Origin of the sequence: Streptomyces lycii (genome assembly GCF_009735685.1) — a bacterium.
In the GTDB taxonomy this organism is placed as follows: domain Bacteria; phylum Actinomycetota; class Actinomycetes; order Streptomycetales; family Streptomycetaceae; genus Streptomyces; species Streptomyces lycii.
In genome coordinates this window covers 1-4,458 of the sequence record NZ_WHPN01000146.1, presented here as the reverse complement: position 1 = coordinate 4,458, position 4,458 = coordinate 1, and the positions used below count along the sequence as shown (strand labels likewise).

Below are 4,458 nucleotides of genomic sequence, written 5' to 3'. Positions count from 1 at the left end.
GCGTGCCGTGCGCCGTGCGCCGCCGCGCACCATGTGTGCTGTGTGCCGGGCGTCGTGCCGTACCGCTGCGCGCCTCGTGCGCCGCTCGGCTCCTGCGGCGCGCGGACCTGCCGCTGTCAGCGACCGCCGGCCGCGGGACGGCCGCGGTCGCGATCGCCGGCCAGCAGCAGATCCAGGTCCACCGCGTCGGCCATGGCCTTGGTGCCCGCGTCGTTCGGATGCAGGCCGTCGCCGCTGTCGTATGCCGGGTCGAGCGTCAGCGGATCGTCGGCGGACGCTGTCGCCGCCGCGAAGTCCACCACCCCGTCGAACTCGCCGGAGTGCCGGATCCAGTCGTTGACCTCGTCCCAGACCGCCTGACGCTCCTCCGTCCACATGAACGAGCCGCGGAACGGCAGCAGGGTCCCGCCGTAGACCTCGACACCGTGCTCGTGGGCCGCTTCGACGAAGGCCCGGTAGCCGGCGATGATGTCCTCCGCCGGGGCGCTGAAACCGATGTCGTTGATGCCCTCCAGCATGATCACCGACCGCACCCCGGTCTGCCCGAACGCGTCGCGTTCCATCCGGGCGAGCCCGGAGACACCGTAGAACGGCTCGCCCTCGCGGTCGGCGATGAGCCGGTTGCCGCCGAGGCCCGCGTTGACGACCGACAGGGTGCGCCCCGGGACTTCCCGGAGACGCCGCGCGAGATGGTCCGGGTAGCGCTGATTGGCGTTGCCGGTGGTGTTCGCGGTGTCCGTGATCGAGTCGCCGAACGCCACCACCGTGCCCGCCGTACGGGCCGACTTGCGCACGTCCACGCCGCTCACCAGCATCCAGCACGGCGTGCCCGCGTAGTCCCCGCCGGTGGTGTCGCGGGCTCGGTCCCCGTCGGCCAGGTGGTTTCCCTGCGCGGTGAACGGATGATTCGTCAGCGGCCCGGTGGCCTCCTCGACGTACACGCTGACCAGCAGCGTGGACAGCGCCTCGACCGGTATCCGGACCGGGTCGCTGAACAGCTCCCGGCCCGCCGGGATCGTCGTCGCCCGCCGGCCGTGGAACGTCAGGGTCCGCATCGTCCCGGGCACCGCGTCGGCGTTCTCCTTCTGCTGCGCGACGGTCACATGATCCACCGTCACGGGACCGGCGCCGAACGTGTTGGCGAGCCGGACGCGCACGCTGTCGCCGCCGGCGCTGACGTACAGGACGTTCCGTACGGTCTGGTTCTCCAGTCCCGCGCCGGCGGGGCAGTCGTTGCCGGGGATCTCGCTGCCGGCGACCTGACTGGCGGCCCAGGCGCCGACCCAGTGCCGGTCCGGGCCGTGGGCGGAGGCGGGCTGGACGCCGGGGCCGAGGGCCGCGGCCAGGGCGAGCACGGTGGCGGCGGTGACGGGGCGTAGGAACCCGCGGGCACGGGTGCGGACACGGTCGCCGGGGGCCGGGCGCCCGGCGGGGGTCCGGCCGGCCGGCGCGGACTCCTCGTCCCGGGGTCTCGGACGGGGACTGCCGGCGGGAACGGGGCGGGGGTGCATCGGTGTACTCCTTCGGTGAGGCCGGCCGCTGACGGGTGGTCACGGCGCTCGGCCGGGCGGGACGGGTGGCGGCCGCGGTGCGGCCGGAGTGGGGTGGACAACGTTGTCAGAGGCCGGTGACAGAGCCGTTGTCACAGGCCCTTTGGGGGCGTGCCGCGGACGTGCTGCGGAAGGTACGGGCGGAACGGCTGCGCCCGGCTGCGGTCGGGTCGGGTGCGGGCGGTCGGGTGCGGCCAGGTGCGGTCCGCTGTGGACCGGTGCGGTCCGGTGTGGACCGATGCGGTCCGGTGCGGTGGTGCGGACCGCACGGTGCCGCGAGCCGCGTGGCGGAACGGCGGTGCGGGGTGATGCGGCGGCGCGGGCTGAACGGCGGTGCGCGGCGATGACGGTGTGCGGCGAACGGTGCTGCGGTGATGCGGCGACGCAGCGGAACGGCAGTGCGGGGTGAACGGCGATGACGGTGTGTGGCGAACGGCAGTGCGGTGGTGCGGCGGTGCGGGGTGATGCGGCGGCGCAGCGGGACGGCAGTGCGGTGGTGCGGGGCGACGCGGCGGAACGGCGGTGCGGGTGATGCGGCGGTGCGGCGGTGCGTGGCGGTGTCCGCGTCCGGCGGCCGTGTCGCGCGGCCCGCGGTTCGCCGTGCGCAGATGCAAGCACCGCCCCGGCCGGCCGGTCAAGGCCGCACTCGCCGTGGTACCGGTCGCCGGGGCCCGGGCCGCCGGTCCGCGCGGGTCGGCCGCGGCCGTGCCCGGATGCCGTCGGGTGCGGCACCGGGGACGGGAAAGGGTGCCCGGGACGGGAAGGGCGCCCGGGACGGGAAGGGTGCCCGGGACGGGAAAGGGCCCGGGCGCGACGGGAGTGCGGCCGCCACCGCGGACCGTCCTTCCCGGCCGGTCAGCCGGTGGTCGCACGGTCGGCGAGGATCTCGCCGACGACGTCACGGGCGATGGCCGCCATGCGCGGGTTCGACTCGCGGAGGAAGCGGAGTTCGGGCAGGGCGATGGACAGCGCCCAGCCGCGAGCCCGGGCCCAGGTCGCGTCGTCCGCGTCCACGGCCGAGCGGAAGGTGCCGCGCGCCTCCGCGGGCAGCAGATACCAGGCGGCGATCAGATCGACAGCGGGCTCGCCGAGGCCGGTGCAGCCGAAGTCGATGACGCCGCTGAGCCGTCCGCCGCTGAGCAGCACGTTTCCGGGTTGCAGGTCCGAGTGGATCCAGACGGGCGGCCCGTCCCAGGCGGGGGCCCGCAGGGCGGCGTCCCAGGCGGCGGTCACGGCCTCGGTGTCCACGACCCCGGACAGCTCCCGGATGACGGTACGGGTCGCGTCGTCACGTGCCGCGAGGGACTCGCAGCGATAGGCGTCCGGGGCGCCCTCCGGGTCGATGCGCCGCAACGCGGTCACGAAACCGGCCAAGTCCCGCGCGAGAGCGAGAGGTTCGGCGGGGCCCCGGCCGGGTTCCGGGTTGTCCCCGTCCAGCCAGCTGTGGACGGACCACGGCCAGGGCCAGTCGTCGCCGGGCTCGCCCCGGCCCAGCGGTACGGGAATCGGCACCGGGAGCCGCGGGGCGAGCCGGGGCAGCCACAGGATCTCCTTCTCGATGTCCCGCGCGGCCCCCGGCACCCGGGGAAGCCGGACGGCCATGTCCGGCCCGAGCCGGAACATGGCGTTGACCGTGCCGGCGGAGTCGACCGGGGTGAGGGGCAGCCCGGCCCAGGCCGGGAACTGCGCGGCGAGCAGCCCGCGGACCAGGGATACGTCGACGCCGGCCCGGCCGGCGCGCGTCTCGGCAGCGCTCATGCGCACACTTTCCGTAACGAAGGGCAGGACCGTGCCGCGCGGACGGGCGCGGCCGCGGGCACGGACCCGGCGGCCGCTGCCGGCGACCGGGCCGACGGCGATGCAATCGGGCGCGACCCCCGTCCGTCAACCGATATATGCGGCCCGGGCGGTGGCACCCCGGGGCACCGCGACCCCTCGGACCGGCCGGACGGTGCCGCGCCCAGGCGTCGCCACGCGGAAGTCAGGGTCAGCCCGGAGGCCCGTGCGGCGCCGCCGCCCTAACGTCGTGAACGCCGGTGATTCCGGCGGGCGGTGGGCCGTCCGAGGGCTTCACGGGGGAGCCCCGGCCCGCTGCCGGAGAACGCGAAGGAGCAGCTCATGAAGCGCATCACGGCCGCGACGGCGGTCGCCGCGTCAGCACTGGCCCTGGTCGTCACGGGAGGCGCCGCCGGTGCGGCGGCCGCCGAGAACCCGGAAGCCCGGACGGCCGCGTCCGCCGCGCAGGCGGGCCCGTGGTTCAAGTACGGCACCTACCCGGACGTCGCGACCTGCGGCCACACCGGCCACAACCTGGTCAACCGGGACGTCTACGCCGACTACACCTGCACCCGGACCTCGGGCGGTTACGAGCTCTGGGTCCGCACCTGAGCAGGGATGCTCCACGCCGGCGCGGCCAGGGGTGACGGCGCCCCGGACCGCGCCGGCGGTGACCGGTCGAAAGACGCCGAAAGACAGTGGCCGCGGCACGGAGTCCTCACCGCGCCGCGGCCCGGACAACGACCGGATACGGGACGGACGAATTCCGGGCTGGTGGGGAAGGGCAGCATCTTCCCCCTGTGAGGCCGGGAACGCGATGGGCTGGATCGACAACGACACGGTGCCGCGCGACGCGGAGAACACCTTCGAGGGGCGGTTCGGCGCGCTCGGCATCTCCTCGGCGGAGAAGCCCGAGCCCGTCGCCCCCGGCAATGACCGTGACAACAACGACCCTGGTGCTCTCGCCCGACGCGACGGGCAGCGGTTCGTGTTCCTCTCCGTCCGGGGGACGGAGAGGAAGCACCACCTCTGCGACACGAGGCCCGGCTCCACACCCCGGAAAACCGCCTGGCCGGGGACTTCGCCGCGCTCGGTGACACCGCCGTGTCCATCGACCGGCGCTGAGCGGCCG

At 75.1% G+C, this 4,458-nt stretch carries 4 protein-coding genes; 2 read left to right on the top strand and 2 right to left on the bottom strand.

The genetic code is table 11. From position 1 onward, the window contains the following. Positions 1 to 116: 116 nt before the first annotated feature. Together GCU69_RS06095 and GCU69_RS06090 are read right to left on the bottom strand one after the other, a co-directional pair. Entirely contained in the window at positions 117 to 1,355 is a 1,239-nt protein-coding gene (locus GCU69_RS06095; protein WP_218037902.1) for an SGNH/GDSL hydrolase family protein, read from the bottom strand. Between the two features lie 1,050 nt (positions 1,356 to 2,405). Then, complete coding sequence (locus tag GCU69_RS06090; RefSeq protein ID WP_156205336.1) at positions 2,406 to 3,308, bottom strand: aminoglycoside phosphotransferase family protein; 903 nt, start codon at positions 3,306 to 3,308, stop codon at positions 2,406 to 2,408. Between the two features lie 360 nt (positions 3,309 to 3,668). On the opposite strand from GCU69_RS06090, the gene GCU69_RS06085 reads away from it, so the two are divergent. Together GCU69_RS06085 and GCU69_RS33185 are read left to right on the top strand one after the other, a co-directional pair. After that, positions 3,669 to 3,938: a hypothetical protein gene (locus GCU69_RS06085; RefSeq protein WP_098754262.1), complete on the top strand. Its 270-nt coding sequence runs from the start codon at positions 3,669 to 3,671 to the stop codon at positions 3,936 to 3,938. A 205-nt stretch (positions 3,939 to 4,143) separates the two neighbouring features. After that, positions 4,144 to 4,458: hypothetical protein (locus GCU69_RS33185; protein WP_218037901.1), on the top strand; the 315-nt coding region annotated here is incomplete at its 3' end.

Bases quoted from the DNA above. Each gene is read 5' to 3' on its own strand.
- GCU69_RS06090 (WP_156205336.1), bottom strand. From the start codon at position 3,308: ATGAGCGCTGCCGAGACGCGCGCCGGCCGGGCCGGCGTCGACGTATCC.
- GCU69_RS06085 (WP_098754262.1), top strand. From the start codon at position 3,669: ATGAAGCGCATCACGGCCGCGACGGCGGTCGCCGCGTCAGCACTGGCC.